At 44.8% G+C, this 14,478-nt stretch carries 17 protein-coding genes, 1 pseudogene and 2 riboswitches; of the genes and pseudogenes, 11 read left to right on the top strand and 7 right to left on the bottom strand.

All coding sequences use genetic code 11. The annotated features are described in order from the left end of the window. Positions 1-6 precede the first annotated feature (6 nt). The 5 genes and pseudogenes from OC538_RS09860 (at position 7) to OC538_RS09840 (ending at position 3,059) form a co-directional block, all read left to right on the top strand. Positions 7-486: a DsrE/DsrF/DrsH-like family protein gene (locus OC538_RS09860; protein WP_262174876.1), complete on the top strand. Its 480-nt coding sequence runs from the start codon at positions 7-9 to the stop codon at positions 484-486. 17 nt (positions 487-503) lie between these two features. Beyond that, positions 504-773, top strand: a pseudogene (locus OC538_RS09855) (rhodanese-like domain-containing protein); the annotation flags it as partial. Positions 774-857: 84 nt separating this feature from the next. Then, entirely contained in the window at positions 858-1,970 is a 1,113-nt protein-coding gene (locus OC538_RS09850; RefSeq protein ID WP_262175262.1) for an MBL fold metallo-hydrolase, read from the top strand. Positions 1,971-1,995: 25 nt separating this feature from the next. Further along, positions 1,996-2,226: a sulfurtransferase TusA family protein gene (locus OC538_RS09845; protein WP_262174873.1), complete on the top strand. Its 231-nt coding sequence runs from the start codon at positions 1,996-1,998 to the stop codon at positions 2,224-2,226. Between the two features lie 59 nt (positions 2,227-2,285). Next, positions 2,286-3,059, top strand: coding sequence for a sulfite exporter TauE/SafE family protein (locus OC538_RS09840; RefSeq protein WP_262174870.1), 774 nt, complete (start codon positions 2,286-2,288; stop codon positions 3,057-3,059). A 36-nt stretch (positions 3,060-3,095) separates the two neighbouring features. Here OC538_RS09840 and OC538_RS09835 read toward each other — a convergent pair whose 3' ends face one another. Then, positions 3,096-3,734 (bottom strand): glycerol-3-phosphate acyltransferase, encoded by a 639-nt coding sequence (locus tag OC538_RS09835; protein WP_251693078.1) that lies wholly within the window; start codon positions 3,732-3,734, stop codon positions 3,096-3,098. Positions 3,735-4,019: 285 nt separating this feature from the next. Next, a riboswitch (SAM riboswitch) is annotated at positions 4,020-4,135 on the top strand. Positions 4,136-4,256: 121 nt separating this feature from the next. Between OC538_RS09835 and OC538_RS09830 the strand changes: the two genes are divergently transcribed. After that, the gene (locus tag OC538_RS09830) at positions 4,257-5,555 is read left to right on the top strand and encodes an O-acetylhomoserine aminocarboxypropyltransferase/cysteine synthase family protein (protein WP_251693080.1); all 1,299 of its coding nucleotides are present in this window, start codon (positions 4,257-4,259) and stop codon (positions 5,553-5,555) included. Positions 5,556-5,680: 125 nt separating this feature from the next. Next, complete coding sequence (locus OC538_RS09825) at positions 5,681-6,667, top strand: homoserine dehydrogenase (RefSeq protein WP_251693082.1); 987 nt, start codon at positions 5,681-5,683, stop codon at positions 6,665-6,667. 52 nt (positions 6,668-6,719) lie between these two features. On the opposite strand, the gene OC538_RS09820 is transcribed toward OC538_RS09825, so the two are convergent. Beyond that, positions 6,720-8,237 carry a BCCT family transporter gene (locus tag OC538_RS09820; RefSeq protein ID WP_251693083.1) on the bottom strand — a complete coding sequence of 506 codons (1,518 nt, stop codon included), beginning with the start codon at positions 8,235-8,237 and terminating at the stop codon, positions 6,720-6,722. A gap of 266 nt (positions 8,238-8,503) precedes the next feature. Further along, positions 8,504-8,734 carry an excisionase family DNA-binding protein gene (locus OC538_RS09815; RefSeq protein ID WP_251693085.1) on the bottom strand — a complete coding sequence of 77 codons (231 nt, stop codon included), beginning with the start codon at positions 8,732-8,734 and terminating at the stop codon, positions 8,504-8,506. A 111-nt stretch (positions 8,735-8,845) separates the two neighbouring features. On the opposite strand from OC538_RS09815, the gene OC538_RS09810 reads away from it, so the two are divergent. Then, positions 8,846-9,214, top strand: coding sequence for a DUF2512 family protein (locus OC538_RS09810; protein WP_251693086.1), 369 nt, complete (start codon positions 8,846-8,848; stop codon positions 9,212-9,214). Positions 9,215-9,265: 51 nt separating this feature from the next. Here OC538_RS09810 and OC538_RS09805 read toward each other — a convergent pair whose 3' ends face one another. Next, positions 9,266-9,751 (bottom strand): QueT transporter family protein, encoded by a 486-nt coding sequence (locus OC538_RS09805; protein ID WP_251693089.1) that lies wholly within the window; start codon positions 9,749-9,751, stop codon positions 9,266-9,268. 6 nt (positions 9,752-9,757) lie between these two features. Continuing rightward, positions 9,758-9,803: riboswitch (PreQ1 riboswitch) on the bottom strand. 167 nt (positions 9,804-9,970) lie between these two features. Between OC538_RS09805 and OC538_RS09800 the strand changes: the two genes are divergently transcribed. The 3 genes from OC538_RS09800 to OC538_RS09790 all read left to right on the top strand — a co-directional run bounded on the left by OC538_RS09800 (position 9,971) and on the right by OC538_RS09790 (position 11,895). Continuing rightward, positions 9,971-10,516 (top strand): hypothetical protein, encoded by a 546-nt coding sequence (locus tag OC538_RS09800; protein WP_251693090.1) that lies wholly within the window; start codon positions 9,971-9,973, stop codon positions 10,514-10,516. Between the two features lie 16 nt (positions 10,517-10,532). Next, positions 10,533-10,949 carry an SRPBCC family protein gene (locus OC538_RS09795; RefSeq protein WP_262174826.1) on the top strand — a complete coding sequence of 139 codons (417 nt, stop codon included), beginning with the start codon at positions 10,533-10,535 and terminating at the stop codon, positions 10,947-10,949. A 67-nt stretch (positions 10,950-11,016) separates the two neighbouring features. Next, positions 11,017-11,895, top strand: a complete 879-nt coding sequence (locus OC538_RS09790) for a DMT family transporter (RefSeq protein WP_251693095.1) — start codon at positions 11,017-11,019, stop codon at positions 11,893-11,895. 156 nt (positions 11,896-12,051) lie between these two features. Here OC538_RS09790 and OC538_RS09785 read toward each other — a convergent pair whose 3' ends face one another. Genes OC538_RS09785 through OC538_RS09775 form a run of 3 tightly spaced genes read right to left on the bottom strand, consistent with a single transcriptional unit; the run spans position 12,052 to position 14,402 of the window. Then, positions 12,052-12,942 carry a CPBP family intramembrane glutamic endopeptidase gene (locus tag OC538_RS09785; RefSeq protein WP_251693097.1) on the bottom strand — a complete coding sequence of 297 codons (891 nt, stop codon included), beginning with the start codon at positions 12,940-12,942 and terminating at the stop codon, positions 12,052-12,054. Between the two features lie 43 nt (positions 12,943-12,985). Further along, complete coding sequence (locus tag OC538_RS09780; RefSeq protein ID WP_251693099.1) at positions 12,986-13,546, bottom strand: hypothetical protein; 561 nt, start codon at positions 13,544-13,546, stop codon at positions 12,986-12,988. Further along, entirely contained in the window at positions 13,539-14,402 is an 864-nt protein-coding gene (locus tag OC538_RS09775) for a hypothetical protein (protein ID WP_251693102.1), read from the bottom strand. Before OC538_RS09775 ends, OC538_RS09780 begins: the two co-directional genes overlap by 8 nt. Positions 14,403-14,478: the final 76 nt, after the last annotated feature.

Genomic DNA, 14,478 nt, shown 5'->3' with positions numbered 1-14,478 from the left:
TTGAGATTGTCGGAAACGAAAAAGACGACCATTGTTTTGTTCAGTGGTGACTACGATAAAGCGATGGCTGCCTATATCATTGCGAATGGGGCTGCGGCTTATGACCATGAAGTGACGATTTTCCATACGTTTTGGGGGTTGAATGCACTTCGCAAAGAGGATCACGTTCCAGTGAAGAAAGGGTTTTTGGAAAAAATGTTCGGCAAAATGATGCCGCGTGGCGCAGATAAGATGGGCATTTCAAAAATGAATATGGCTGGAATGGGACCTAAAATGATTAAGCATGTCATTACTAAACATAATGCGATGACGCTTCCCCAATTGATCGAATTGGCGCAGGAACAAGACATTAAACTTGTCGCTTGTACAATGACGATGGATTTATTAGGTCTTGATCAAGCAGAGTTGCTGGAAGGCATCAATTATGCGGGCGTAGCTGCTTATTTGGCTGATGCACAAGATGGAAATGTGAATTTATTTATTTAAAAAAGGAGGAAATAACAATGAATGAAGTAACAGCAAAAGAAATCGAAGCAAAACTATCCGCGGGACAGCCGCTTACTCTTATAGATGTCCGTGAAGTGGATGAAGTCGCTGAAGGAAAAATTCCTGGTTCCATTAATATCCCCCTTGGATTATTGGAGTTCCGTATGAATGAATTGGATAAAACAAAAGAATACACAATGGTTTGCCGGTCGGGAGGACGTAGCGGACAGGCGACGAACTTCCTTGAAAGTTACGGATACAAAGTAGTTAATATGGCAGGCGGCATGTTGGCTTGGGAAGGCCCGACAGAGGATTTATTTACAAAAAATAATACCCCTGGGGGCAAATTGGAGGGCAGTGCAGTTACACCGATGACAGCTGGAGAAGTCGCAAAGAAAGTGATTAATAAAGAAAAGTTCTTCATTTTGGATGTCCGTAATGAAGATGCGTTTGCGGATTGGAAAATTGAAGGGGAGAACATTCACTATTTGAATAGCCCTTATTTCGATTTACTCGATGGCGTAGAGGAAATCCTCGATCAAATTCCGACTGATAAAGAGGTTGTTGTCGTCTGTGCGAAGGAAGGTTCTTCGATTTTTGTCGCGGAAATGCTTGCTGAGGATGGTCGTGACGTTCACTACTTGCAAGGCGGCATGAAAGCATGGAGCGAACATTTGGAGCCGGTGAAAGTCGGTGACTTGAAGGATGGCGGCGCGATTTATCAATTCGTCCGGATCGGAAAAGGCTGCCTCTCTTATATGATTGTGTCGAACGGAGAAGCGGTCATTGTGGATGCAACAAGAATGACCGATGTCTTCCTTGATTTCGCTAAACAATTGAACGTAAAGATTACGAATGTACTCGATACACATCTGCATGCGGACCATATTTCCGGTGGTAAAAAAATTGCGGAAGCCGTGAATGGAACGTACTGGCTGCCGACGAAAGATGCAACAGAAGTGACGTTTGATTACGAACCGTTGGAAGGCGGCCGGGTGATCACAGTGGGAACATCGAAAATCGATATTCAAGCGCTTTATTCACCAGGTCATACGATCGGTTCCACTTCGTTTATCGTAGACGATGCTTATTTATTGTCAGGAGATATTTTATTCATCGACTCCATCGGTCGCCCAGACCTCGCGGGTTTGGCGGAGGACTGGGTCGGCGATCTGCGGGAAACATTGTATAGCCGTTATCGTGAGTTGGCGGAAGATCTACTCGTACTTCCCGCGCACTTCATGATTATCGAAGAGTTGAATGAAGATGGAAGCGTTTCGGAAAAGTTAGGAACGCTGTTCGCGAATAACCACGGCTTGAATATTGAGGATGAACAAGAATTCCGTCAAATGGTGACAGGAAACTTGCCTCCTCAACCAAACGCGTACCAAGAAATCCGTCAAACGAATATGGGGAAAATCAATCCTAACGAAGAAACGCAGCGTGAAATGGAAATCGGACCGAATCGTTGTGCAGTAAGGTAATTTAATCAAAAAGGAGAAGATGAAAATGAACGTAACAAAAGTATTAGATGCAAAAGGGTTGGCATGCCCAATGCCGGTTGTACGTGCAAGAAAGACGATGAAGGAAATGGAGACGGGTGAAATCCTGGAAATCTTCACAACTGATAAAGGCTCAGTCGCTGATTTGACAGCATGGGCGAAATCCAGCGGCCATGAAATGGTTGATCAAAAAGAAGAAGATACAGGCGTCTTCACATTCTGGATTAAGAAAGGCTGATTGTAGGGTAGGGGGTATCTGAGCAGATACCCCTTTCCTGATTTAGGAGGTAAATACCGATGGATATGACATTTCTAATAACGATTTTCCTCATCGGATTTGTAGGATCCTTCGTTTCCGGAATGGTCGGAATCGGCGGATCAATCATCAAATACCCGATGCTATTATACATTCCGCCATTACTTGGAATTGCCGCATTCTCTGCGCACGAAGTTTCAGGAATCAGTGCAATTCAAGTGTTCTTCGCGACTATATCCGGAGTATGGGTATATCGGAAAGGCGGATATCTCAATAAAACGCTGATCATATACATGGGGAGCGCGATTTTGGTCGGAAGTTTTATCGGGGGTTACGGCTCCAATTTGATTTCTGAAGGAAGCATCAACCTCGTGTACGGAATTCTTGCAACGATTGCGGCCATCATGATGTTCATCCCGAAAAAAGGATTGGATGATATTCCGGCGGATCAGGTTGTTTTCAATAAATGGCTTGCAGCCGTGCTCGCTTTCATCGTAGGGATTGCAGCTGGAATTGTTGGAGCTGCCGGCGCGTTCATTTTAGTTCCAATCATGCTTGTCGTTTTGAAAATCCCGACACGCATGACGATTGCTACTTCCCTCGCCATTACATTCATTTCATCGATCGGTTCGACGGTAGGGAAGATCGTGACAGACCAGGTGCTTTACGGTCCGGCAGCTGTCATGATTGTAGCGAGCATCCTCGCCGCGCCACTCGGGGCAAAAGCAGGACAGAAGATGAATACGGAAGTATTGCAGGGGATATTGGCAGTTTTGATTTTAGGGACCGCTGTGAAGATCTGGTTGGATTTTTGATTGATAAAAGGCAATCTCATCGAAAAAACAGAAGCCTCATTCCGAGTGCTTCTGTTTTTTCTTGAATGATGTGCGAATGCGTGGCTCCGTCCCTTTGCGAATCCGCTTCAAGTTTTCGATATGCTTCCAGATTGCCATCAAGAAAAGTAAGGTTGCAATTACTATTGGCCAATATCCATCTAACCAAACGGCCATGGCCAATAAAGTGATGTATAACATGATAACGCCAAAGACAAGAATGTCAGATATGATGGCCACTAGAATGAATAGAATGAACCCGGCAAGTCCGAACCGCCAGTCAATCGCAAATAATACACCGATTACTGTTGCTGTCCCTTTCCCCCCGTTGAACTTCATATGGAACGGATAGTTATGGCCGAATATAACAGCAGCTCCGACAGCGAATAATAACAAAGTGATGTATTCCGTAGGCAGTCCGAAATGTCCAGCTAGCAGCCTTACAGCAATGACCGCGAAGATGCCTTTGCCAATATCAATCAATGCAACAAGCGCACCATACCGTTTTCCAAGAACGATCATCGCGTTCGACGCTCCGGCATTTTTAACACCGGTTTCTTTCAAATTAACCCCCGAAATCCAACGAGCGACTGTCGAGCCATGAAGGCAGCCGACCAAATATCCACAAATTATGATAGCTATAATCCATAACGTCATAAGAATCCCCCAAAAATAATATAGTCATATACACCGATGTTCTAGTTTGGCTGAATCGCGTCCAAAGCAACTGGCTGCGCGTTCAAAAAGGCTGCATCCGCGCTCTAAGAAGCCACTCCCGCGCTCAAAGTATCCACCCGCTTCATCAATCCGTCATTCCGACTTCTACAACTATTATAACATCGAAGATAAAGCGCAAGTTTCAGAAAAAAATAAATTCACCCCTTGACTTTTAAAAAATAGTCTCCTATACTGTTCAACAAGATGAAAAACTGAATAACCAAACTCTTATCAAGAGCGGCGGAGGGACTAGGCCCTGCGATGCCCGGCAACCGGCAAGTGATGAACTTGCAAAGGTGCTACTTCCTACAGATTCGTGAAAACGGTCTGAAAGATAAGAGGAGGAATAAGCGAAAGCGTAACCCTTCTCTTAGCGAAAGGGGTTATTTTTTTATTCCCAAAACCCCCAACGCCTCCGCACTGCATCATTTTCATCTTAAAAAACCACTGGAGGTAATGACAATGACAAACAAACCACTTCAACCAGAAACTCTTCTCTTACACGGAGGGCAGAAACCGGATCCAATTACAGGTTCCCGTGCTGTGCCAATCCACCGTACTACTGCATTCGTATTCCGTGATACTGAACATGCCCAAAACTTATTCGGCTTGCAAGAAGCAGGCAATATTTATACAAGAATTACGAATCCTACCGTTGCTGTCTTTGAAGAAAGGGTAGCACTCTTAGAAGGTGGAACTGCTGCAGTTGCTCTGTCTTCGGGAATGGCAGCAATCGCATTCTCCATTCTCAATATTGCGGGTGCGGGTGACGAGATTGTCGCTGCCGGCAATCTTTACGGCGGTACGTATAATCTATTCGCCGTTACGCTTCCACGCTACGGTATCAATGTGAAATTCGTGGACGCGGACGAACCTGAAAACTTCCGTGCTGCGATTACAGATAAAACGAAAGCGATTTTCGCTGAAACGATCGGAAATCCTAGCCTTCAAGTGCTCGATATCGAAGCGGTCGCAAACATTGCGCATGAAAATGAAATCCCATTCCTCATCGATAACACATTCGCATCCCCATACGGATCGAACCCAATCGAGTTTGGTGCTGACGTTGTCATTCATTCCGCAACGAAGTGGATTGGCGGCCATGGAACGACTATCGGCGGCGTCGTAGTCGACGCAGGGAAATTCGACTGGACGAGAGGGAAGTTCCCTGGCTTCACGGAGCCGGATGAAACGTACAACGGCTTGCGATACGGCATTGACACGGCGGGAGCTGCATTCGCGACGAAGCTCCGCGTCCAATTGCTCCGCGACTTCGGGCCTTGCTTGGATCCGGACAGTGCATTCAACTTCCTTCAAGGGCTGGAGACGCTCCATTTGCGTGTGACACGCCATAACGAAAATGCCGTGAAAGTCGCTGAATTCCTACAGGCTCATCCGTCTGTGGAATGGGTGACGTACACGGGTCTTGAAGATCATCCAACACATGAAAATGCAAAGAAATATTTGAAGAACGGGTTTGGTTCTATCATCGTCTTCGGAATTAAAGGTGGCCGTGACGCAGGACGCAGAGTGATTGACAATATTACGCTATGGTCGCATGTTGCGAACGTAGGGGATGCAAAATCGCTTATCATCCATCCTGCATCAACGACGCACCAGCAATTGTCTGCGGAGGACTTGAAAAAGACAGGAACGCCAGAGGAATTGATCCGTCTGTCTGTCGGACTGGAGTCTACTGATGATATTATTGCGGACCTTAAGCAGGCGATTGAGAAAGCGGCGCCTGTCGCAGTTCGCTAACTATTGCTATGATTAACATCTAGCTGCGAAAGCCGTCACATAGAACGGCTTTTGCGAGTAAAAGCGAAGCGTTACGAGCACGGGCTAAACGCCCTCCTCCGCTTTAGATCAGAAAGGGTGGTTTCATGCCGTCAATTAAAGTGGCCATACTCGGTTTTGGTACGGTCGGTGAAGGTGTTTATAGAATCCTGCAAGAGAAGCGGGAAGAAATTAAAAAGAGCACTGGTTTCACCGTTGATGTCGTATCCATCCTTGTAAAAGACAAGGCGAAAGAACGCCTGCCGATAACAGGCGCAAATTTTACAGATGATATTCAGGATATATTAGGGAACCCTGAAATCGATATCGTTCTTGAAGCGATTGTCGGGGAAGAACCTGCTTATACGTATTTGTCGGATGCGATTGAGAAAGGGTGCCACATCATAACTGCGAACAAAAAAATGTTTGCAAAACACGGACCTGCGTTAAGGAAACATGCCGAATTTCGGAACGTGCAAGTCGGGTTCGAAGCGACGACTGCTGGCGGGGTGCCAATCATCCGGACTGTGACCAATCTGCTGGTAGGCGACCGGATTAAACGGATCCAAGGCATTTTAAATGGGACGTCAAATTTCATTTTGACGAAAATGCGCGATGAGGGGTCTTCATTCAAAGAAGCACTGTTACATGCACAGCAAAATGGTTACGCGGAAGCAGACCCTGCAGATGATGTGGATGGCACGGATGCTTTCCGTAAACTGATGATTTTGAGCGCGCTCGCTTTCGGCAGGCAGCCTGACTGGGAAGACGTTCCTGTCGTCGGAATCGATCATCTCGAATCAATTGATATCAATGATGCAACCAAAGGCGATCTCCGTTATCGTCACGTGGCAGATATTTGGAAGGATGAAAAAGGGAAGCTGCAGGCGACGGTAGGACCTGTCCTAATTGGAGCGGATCACCCGCTTTTCAGTATTGACGGTGTCGACAATGCCGTCATCGTAAATACCGAATATCTCGGACCATTGACGTTGGTTGGCCCGGGTGCAGGAATGTATCCGACAGGAAGCGCGATGGTTGCGGACTTGCTGCATATCATTCGCCAACACGAAGCAGTCCTGGTGCCAAATTAAAAAAGTGGAGGAGGAATCTTTAGATTCCGTCCTCCACTTTTTTCTATGCTGTTTAAATGGTATCTTTCGCTTTTCTTCTCCTCGGCCGTTCACTCTTAGGCAGTTCGCTCTTCAACGCTTTGAGTAGTGAGAAAATCATCAGCAAAATGATGAAGGAAAACGGCAGAGCGGCAATGATGATCGTGTTTTGCAGTGCAGTCAATCCATTTACAGACAGCAATATGATAGCAATTGCAGACTGGATGACGCCCCAAATGATTTTTACGCTATTCGGCGGGGTCAATGAACCGTATGTGGACTGCATGCCTAACACAAATGTCGCTGAATCCGCGGAAGTGATGAAAAACGATGCAATTAACAGAACTGCGACAATGGAAATAATGAACGACAAAGGCATCGCATGGAACATTTCAAATATCGTCAATTCAGTGTCTGTTTTCGCTAAGTCTGCAATCCCTTTACGTTGCATGTTGATGGCAGTCGTTCCGAAAGCTGAAAACCAGATAGCGCTCAGAACGGTTGGTGCTAACATGACAACGACCATGAACTCTCTAATTGTCCTGCCCTTTGATACCCTCGCGATGAACATGCTGACGAATGGTGCCCAGGAAATCCACCAAGCCCAATAGAAGATCGTCCAACCTTCCAGCCAGTCACGATGAGTGTCATTCAACGGTGCAGTCCGGAAACTCATCGAAACGAGGTTGGCGAGATAGCCTCCAATAGAATCGGTAAAAACATTGAAGATGAGCAATGTCGGCCCTAAGATGAGGACGAAACCTAATAAGGCGAGCGCAAGAACTAGATTTGTGTTTGACAAATATTTGATTCCTTTGCTAAGCCCCGACCACGCAGACATGACAAAGAGGACTGTCACGACCGCAATAATGATCAGTTGTGAAGTGAATCCGATTGAAACGCCAAATAGATAATTCACGCCTGCGTTAATTTGAACAGCACCGAAGCCGAGAGAAGTGGCAACGCCAAAAGCTGTTGCAAATACGGCAAGTACATCTACGAGTACGCCCCATGGCCCCTCCATTTTTTTACCGAAAATCGGCTTCAATGTTGCTGAAATTAAACCTGGCTCTCCTTTACGGAATTGGAAATACGCAAGAGCAAGTCCGACGATCCCGTACATGGCCCATACATGCAATCCCCAATGGAAGAATGTTTGTCGCATTGCTTCTTTAAATGCAGCATCTGTATTCGGCTCGGCCGTTGCGGGATTAATGGCATAGTGGGATAGCGGTTCTGCTGCCCCGTAGAAGACTAACCCGATTCCCATCCCTGCAGAAAATAGCATGGCAATCCAAGTGATTGTCGAAAACGATGCACGGTCTTCATCTTGTCCTAATCGCACTTTGCCGAATGGGCTAAAAATGAAGAAAAGGCTAAGCACAAGCAGGAATGAGAGCAGGAGCATGTAATACCATCCGAATGAAGATGATACGAAGGATTTGATGGAATTTGTGACGGTTTCAAAACTCTCCGCCGCAATCACTCCATATCCAACAGCCAATATAATCAGGCCGATTGTTATATAAAACACATTTGATATTTTTCGCATGTTTCCCCCTATGAATAATGGATTTTTGAAACGACTACACACTATACCAATCATGTAGTGGGAAAGCAAAGGGAGTGAAAATCTAGTCACTTACAACAATCGCTCATTTGATTTTTTTATTAACACCGATAAAATGCATCCCAAAGGTGCCTGTTAGAAATAAATAGGATATTTCGAATTGAAAATCCGACTAGTATTGAATGAAAAAATTGTGTCTTTTATACTATGGCACATCCCTGGTTTCAGTTTACCCTTTATAGGGGTTTTTAATCCTCATCCTTAATATCACGGTCGGGTGGAAGCGGTTCATTGAAATAGTCGTCGATTTGCCTTTTTAACGTCTCGAGCTGGTTGAAATACTCGCTGAATTGATTCTGATTAATGAAGAATTGTTCGCCGTCATGAACGGAACGGATGCGTCCTTCCCATACATACTTCCGGACTTGCTCGACTGGCATACTCAAATATTCTGCTGTTTCTTCAATCGTCATATACATTAAAAACCCTCCTTTCATTATCTAAATATTATAATCGAACGAAGCGCTTCCTACATATTTTAATTGGACTTGGGCAATGTTAAAAGTAGTAAATGAATGGAGGCAATAACGATGAATGAGGAATCAAACGTTAACCATGGAAGGTCACTTCTTATCAAAGCAATTTTGATATTCCCTGTACTTTGGATTGTACTAACGGTATTCAATGGCGTCTCTTTTTGGCACTCCACTATTTTAGGTTTCGCTTTACTATTAATTTCTTACTTGGGAGATCTGATGATTCTACCAAGAGTAGGCAATATGACCGCGACGATTGGAGACTTGGCATTAGGATTTATTGTTTTATGGGGTGGCTTAAACTTGCTTGGATATTCGGAATCCTTGGGAGAAGCATTTTTGGCTGGAGCAATTATCTCTGTCGGGGAATACTTTTTTCACTCTTGGCTATTAAAAACGCAATACGGCAACACCTATGTATGAGTAAAATAAAACAGAGAGCGGCTATTAAATGCCACTCTCTGTTTTTTAATCCTATATGAGCTTGCTGAAATTAAGTCGTTTATTCAATGCAACCATGATAGGAATGCCGATTGCCATGACGACAAATTCACCAACAGCAACGAAAAGCCATGTCAACAAGAAAGGCAGTTCTAGCATGATATTCAATTCCCATGCGATGAGGAACATCGTGAAAGTGAAAACCAATGTATTAAAAATCATTCGTCGGTAGAGGCCTTTGATGAACTTTCCGGAGAGGATTGTAATTGATAGAGCGAGTACCGATTGGCCAACACCAAATAGGAGATCGATCGGTCCCAATTCCGAGAAGAGCATATTGGCGATAAATACGCCTAATACGACCCCGACGATGTATTTTTTATTGAACACAACGAGGTGATTGAACATCTCCGATAAGCGGAACTGGATGTTAGTGAACCCGAACGGTGCTATCAAAAACGTCACAGCAACATACAACGCAGCGATAATACCGCTTGTTGCCATTGTTTTTACTTTCATATTCATTTCTCCTTAGTTTTTTTTACGTGGGATGGTTACGAACCACGCGGCAAAAAGCCTGCCTTTTAGTGTAACATGGTATTATTGTTCGTTCAATAGCTTGGGTACTATTCCAGTTGCCGATGAACTAGGGATTGATGAATTGCACAAGGACTCATTTCAGCCCTCCAGGATCCATTAATCTAGTTATGTTAAAATGATATAAAAAGAGGTATTCACATGGAAAAGCAAATTCAATCTTTATTCGACGACCTTGAAGGTGAAGATAAAGACAAACAATACTCCGCATTCATGGCTATTATGGAAAAGTTGGAATTTAAAGTGGATTGGGCGTACGAAGTGTGGGACATTCTGCTTGCTTGGTTGACGGACAAAGACAATCATCGAAGGGCAAGAGCGGCGCAGTTTTTGGCGGGCTTGGCGATCAGTGATCCGGAGCAGCGCATACTTCGTGACTTTCCACTCCTCTTGAAAGTCACGAAAGATGAGAAGTTCGTGACAGCTCGGCACTGTCTTCAATCGATTTGGAAAGTAGGCCTAGCGGGTAAGGCACATAAGGAATTGGTGATGGGGCACCTCGTTAGCAGATTCCAAACGTGTTCGGATGAAAGACATCCAACATTGATCCGTTATGATATCCAGCAAGGTTTCAGACAGTTATATGACGCAACGAAAGACCAATCAATCAAAAAAACCGCCTTAGAATTAATTGAAATCGAGGAAGATGAAAAATATGTGAAGAAATATAAATTAGTGTGGAAATGACAAGGAGGAATTTTATATGATCGTGAATGAAATAAAAAAGAATGTATTGCTTGAAGTGCCCATTGAAATGGTGTGGCCGTATATTTCAACAGCTGATGGGATTGGAGCTTGGTTCATGCCGAACGATTTGGAACCGGTCGAAGGAAAAGAATTTACCTTACAAGCGGGACCATGGGGCGAATCGCCATGTAAAGTGACTGAAGTGCAATCACCGAACCGTTTCTCATTCGACTGGGGTAAGGATTGGCAAGTACATTTTCAATTGAAAGCAATCGATGGACAAACCGAGTTGACCTTTATTCATGCTGGTTGGGAGGAAGGGAAGCAGACGGAGTTCGGCGAATCGCATGACGTCGTTCGTCCTCGCATGTCCGAAGGCTGGGATGGGCTATTGGCGAAGCTGAAAAAAACGATCGAATCAACAGCTAAATAATTTAGATAATTCATACACCCTCCTTCGATATCATGATATATTCAATACATCGGAGGAGGGGATTTCTTTGTCACAGCGCATTGCATTCATAGTTGTCTTATTAGGGGCGGTGCTTTGGGGAACGACAGGCACTGCACAAACATTCATGCCGCAAACCGTTCACCCACTGGCAGTCGGCGCCTCAAGACTTGCAGTCGGCGGTTTCACTTTGCTCATTATCATGCTTATTCTTCGGAAGATCGATTTTCGAAACTGGCCGTGGAAAGCGACGCTTCTTTCCGCACTGGCGATGGCAATCTTCCAATATTGTTTTTTTACGTCAATCCGGTTGACTGGAATCGCTATCGGGACCGTCGTAGCAATCGGAAGTGCACCGATGTTTTCCGGTCTAATCGAATGGCTATTCCTAAGAATACGCCCATCGAAAATATGGCTCACGGCAACTTCACTTGCTATCGTCGGATGTGTATTATTGTTTTCGAATAAAGAAGGGTTGGTCGTCAACCCGGTAGGCGTCTCGCTATCGTTATTCGCCGGACTTTTATTTGCCTTCTATACTTTGTTCAACAAAGAAGTATTAGAGAAAGCAGATGCGGTTGCCTCAGTTGCCGTCATCTTCTCAGTGAGCGCAATTATGCTGATGCCGTTTCTGTTCATCTTCGAAACGGAAGGGTTAGTAACCCTACCCGGTATAGCGACAATGATCTACCTCGGTATCGCGACGACAAGTGTGGCATATATTCTGTTTTCCACCGGGCTGCGGCACATCCCCTCATCATCCGCGGTTACGCTCTCGTTAGCAGAACCGCTCACTGCCGCGATTTTAAGCGTGCTCGTCGTAGGGGAAAGGTTGGATTTTGTTTCGTGGTCAGGAATCGCGCTCCTTTTAGGCGGAATCCTCGTTTTAACGCTTAGCGGACGAAAAGAAGAGGCTGCCATAAGCTAGGCAGCCTCAAGCAAGCTTTCATTCACGCATAAATCGCTCCAAACGCGCATAAAATGCCTCAAAAGCTCATAAATCGCTAAAATCGCTCATAATTCCGCAAAATCACGCATAAACATCTAAAATCGCGCATAAATCGCAGCAAAGGCGCATAACCGCTTACTCCGCCTTCATCCTCACATACAGCCTCGTTGCAAAAAATCCTAGAATAATTAACAACGTCGCTAATAGGCCGCCTTCCAATCCGAACGCTCCGCCGGTCAGCCATGCATTTCCTTCTTCCACCGAGACGTTATAGATTCCGTGTGGGGTCGTTCCGCTAACAGCAAATCCGAAAACATTCCCTTGAAAGTAGTTCCATGTAATATGATAGCCGATTGGAAGCCACAAGCTCTTCGTCGCGTCAAACATATAGGCGAATAAAACGCCGACCAATGCGATATTGATCAAGCCCAATACGCTGACATTCGGATTCGTGCCGTGCGCCAAACTGAACACGACAGCAGAGGCGGTATAGACAAGCCATTTCGGATTCCCACGTCGTTCCAGTGTGGACATGACATATCCTCTGAAAAACATCTCTTCAAAAAAGCCGACAAGAATGAAAAGTACCAGAAATGACAATGAGTACACTGTGAACTCAGGTTTCGTGAATGAATTGAGCAACGCCACATTACCGGAAGCCAATAGAATAAAGAAAATGATGGCGATCGACACTGCTCCGAGCAAGAGGCCGAACCCTAAATCTTTCAACGTCCCCCTGAATCCCAACTCTTTCAGCGTCCCTTTATTGACAAAACGCCATAACAAAACAGTAGCGAGCATTCCGCCGACTGTCCCGCCGCCTTGGGTCAATAGGAAAATCCACGGGTGCCTGTCGAATGCGGCTTGGAAGTCCATATCATAATTTCCATCTTGAAACGGGAAATCAGCAATCGCCAGCAGGACTCCTCCCGGAATTGCAAAAATCTGCTGCGTAATAAACATCGCGAAGAACGCCAAAAAGATGAGCCATCCAGCGCGAATTTGGTTTGCATCGTTTTTGAACAAATGATAACCCCCTATGATTCTTACTTTATGCGGGAAATAAGTTTCAAATGAACGTATCTACCCGAAGTTGCTCCGGGCTGACACGCCGGATGGCCCCGATCAATAGTAGAAAAAGAATATCTATCACCAGCACGCCGATTAATGAAAGTAATGAAAGAGCGGCCCATCCGTCTTCCGGTACATTCATGAAAAAGGATTCTATTGCCAATGCGAAAAGATGGATCGCCACGTAAAATTTGAACGTGTTTTCTGTTCTTTGATGCAACGCTCGGCCGCCAAACACTTTCGTTACATCTTTCAATACAATGAACAAGTAATAGCCCATAACCATTTTGAGGACTAATAGAAAGCTGGAGTAAGTCGACCAACCAAATGTAAGAGGTATTTCCGAAAGGTTCACGAAGACTGAAGGAAGCGAAAAGATAGCACCGATCATCGCAACAATCATTGCTTTTTTAGCTACTGGATATGCCTCAACGAGTTTGGAGCATCCCGATAAAATCAGGAAATAACCGATTGGATCCGCTAAAACATCGAAGCCAATGTGAATTCGGAAAAAGATGAATACATACCCCCAGAAGATTTGCCGCAACGCTTTATTCATCCGAACCCCTCCCCGTCTTTTCCTCGATAATTCGATTCACGTCGTCCTGTGTCAAATACGGAAACAGATTATAATGAGCATAGTTTGTGAAAGGTTTTCCTTCCGCTGTTGTTCCGGATATATGGATGGCAAATGCGAAAGGGTTCACAAAACTTTTTTCTTTAAAATTAACTCTCAATGTCACAGATTTATCCTTCTCTAATTGAATTGGAAGCTTGAGGGAATCCAGCGGTTGCTCTGTTTGTTTGCCGCTTATTGTAAAGTTGAACCGTTCTTCAATCGGTTCATTGAAAGGGAAGTCGATTTTCTCGATTGCCAACGGCTCGGTTGCTCGGAATGTATCCCAGCTCGAGCCGTCATTGCTGCTTCCGCTAGATGGTTGTTCCAACGCTCTAGCATCGTCATTCCCATAGTACCTTTTTGGATGGATGATCACTTCCCCGATGGACGCGGTTGCTGATCTTCCGTCTGAATAAAACACTTCCATTTCGTTGAATGATTGTGCATTTTTTTTATCATTGAATGACCTTAGTGCGACTGTAATGCTTCTTAATTCTTGATGATTATATGTGTCAATTGCATGGGGGGCGGTGGTTCCTGCATAGAAATAGTCACCTTGCGGAAAGCCTTCGACATCACCGAATCTTATATAATTGATAGTTGAGTGATCGTTTTTATTTGCTAAATAGTAAAAGATGACATAGTTATGGTCGTGTTCATCCGTCGTCGTTTCAATATAATGATCCAGAAAAATAGGCTCCTCCAATTGCTTTGACTGTGCGTATAATGAATTCGCAATCCAGCTGATTGCGATAAGTCCGATCGCTGCCCAAAAATAACGTTCTTTCAAATTCATCACCCTTCCAACCTTTTCCTTTGTCTGTATATTGTCTCAAATTGAGGGTGGGATTGCATCAAATAGTTGGAGGGGA

The organism is Saccharococcus sp. Marseille-Q5394, from assembly GCF_946901335.1.
In the GTDB taxonomy this organism is placed as follows: Bacteria; Bacillota; Bacilli; order Bacillales_A; family Planococcaceae; genus Sporosarcina; species Sporosarcina luteola_C.
The sequence above is the reverse complement of the archived record's forward strand: the minus strand, read 5'-3'. Positions and strand labels throughout refer to the sequence as shown.

What these genes read in the sequence shown, in the direction of transcription:
- OC538_RS09850 (WP_262175262.1), top strand. Translation starts at nt 858, where the DNA reads ATGACAGCTGGAGAAGTCGCAAAGAAAGTGATTAATAAAGAAAAGTTC.
- OC538_RS09845 (WP_262174873.1), top strand. Translation starts at nt 1,996, where the DNA reads ATGAACGTAACAAAAGTATTAGATGCAAAAGGGTTGGCATGCCCAATG.
- OC538_RS09840 (WP_262174870.1), top strand. Translation starts at nt 2,286, where the DNA reads ATGGATATGACATTTCTAATAACGATTTTCCTCATCGGATTTGTAGGA.
- OC538_RS09835 (WP_251693078.1), bottom strand. Translation starts at nt 3,734, where the DNA reads ATGACGTTATGGATTATAGCTATCATAATTTGTGGATATTTGGTCGGC.
- OC538_RS09830 (WP_251693080.1), top strand. Translation starts at nt 4,257, where the DNA reads ATGACAAACAAACCACTTCAACCAGAAACTCTTCTCTTACACGGAGGG.
- OC538_RS09825 (WP_251693082.1), top strand. Translation starts at nt 5,681, where the DNA reads ATGCCGTCAATTAAAGTGGCCATACTCGGTTTTGGTACGGTCGGTGAA.
- OC538_RS09820 (WP_251693083.1), bottom strand. Translation starts at nt 8,237, where the DNA reads ATGCGAAAAATATCAAATGTGTTTTATATAACAATCGGCCTGATTATA.
- OC538_RS09815 (WP_251693085.1), bottom strand. Translation starts at nt 8,734, where the DNA reads ATGTATATGACGATTGAAGAAACAGCAGAATATTTGAGTATGCCAGTC.
- OC538_RS09810 (WP_251693086.1), top strand. Translation starts at nt 8,846, where the DNA reads ATGAATGAGGAATCAAACGTTAACCATGGAAGGTCACTTCTTATCAAA.
- OC538_RS09805 (WP_251693089.1), bottom strand. Translation starts at nt 9,751, where the DNA reads ATGAAAGTAAAAACAATGGCAACAAGCGGTATTATCGCTGCGTTGTAT.
- OC538_RS09800 (WP_251693090.1), top strand. Translation starts at nt 9,971, where the DNA reads ATGGAAAAGCAAATTCAATCTTTATTCGACGACCTTGAAGGTGAAGAT.
- OC538_RS09795 (WP_262174826.1), top strand. Translation starts at nt 10,533, where the DNA reads ATGATCGTGAATGAAATAAAAAAGAATGTATTGCTTGAAGTGCCCATT.
- OC538_RS09780 (WP_251693099.1), bottom strand. Translation starts at nt 13,546, where the DNA reads ATGAATAAAGCGTTGCGGCAAATCTTCTGGGGGTATGTATTCATCTTT.
- OC538_RS09775 (WP_251693102.1), bottom strand. Translation starts at nt 14,402, where the DNA reads ATGAATTTGAAAGAACGTTATTTTTGGGCAGCGATCGGACTTATCGCA.